This is a genomic window from Streptomyces sp. SID11385, assembly GCF_010548245.1.
Classification (GTDB): domain Bacteria; phylum Actinomycetota; class Actinomycetes; order Streptomycetales; family Streptomycetaceae; genus Streptomyces.
Genome location: NZ_JAAGLR010000300.1, coordinates 1 through 470, shown reverse-complemented (window position 1 = coordinate 470; position 470 = coordinate 1). Strand labels below are relative to the sequence as shown.

At 78.7% G+C, this 470-nt stretch carries 1 pseudogene; it reads right to left on the bottom strand.

Features of this window, described 5'->3' with window-relative positions:
- Positions 1 to 470 (bottom strand): annotated as a pseudogene (locus G3I42_RS09055) (ATP-binding protein); the annotation flags it as partial.

Genomic DNA, 470 nt, shown 5'->3' with positions numbered 1-470 from the left:
GGCCGCGCGCACGAGCGCCTCGGCGGCCTCCTGGCCGAGCGGCGCGAGCGTGTGGGTGCGGACGAGGTCGGGCGGGAGCCGGTGGGTGAGCCCGGCGGGGCGCAACTCGACGTCGTACTGGCTGCGTTCGGTGGCCACGACGAGTACGGGCAGCGTGTCGATCCGCTCCGCCGCGCCGACCAGCCAGCGGCGCGAGGCCCCGTCGGCGTGGTGCACGTCGTCCACCGTGACGAGGACGGGGCCCTGCTCGGCGTACGCGCGCAGGGTCTCCCAGCAGCGGTCGGACTCGGCCTGTGCGTCCGCGCCGTAGAACGGCGGCCGGCCCTCCGGGCCCCGCCCGAGGAACTGCCGTACGGTCCCGAGCGCTTCGCCGTCCTTGTCCGGCGCGCACCGTGCCCGCAGCACCCGCACCCCGCGCCCGGCGGCGCCCGCGGCGACCGCGTCGAGCAGCGCGGTGCGGCCCGTCCCCG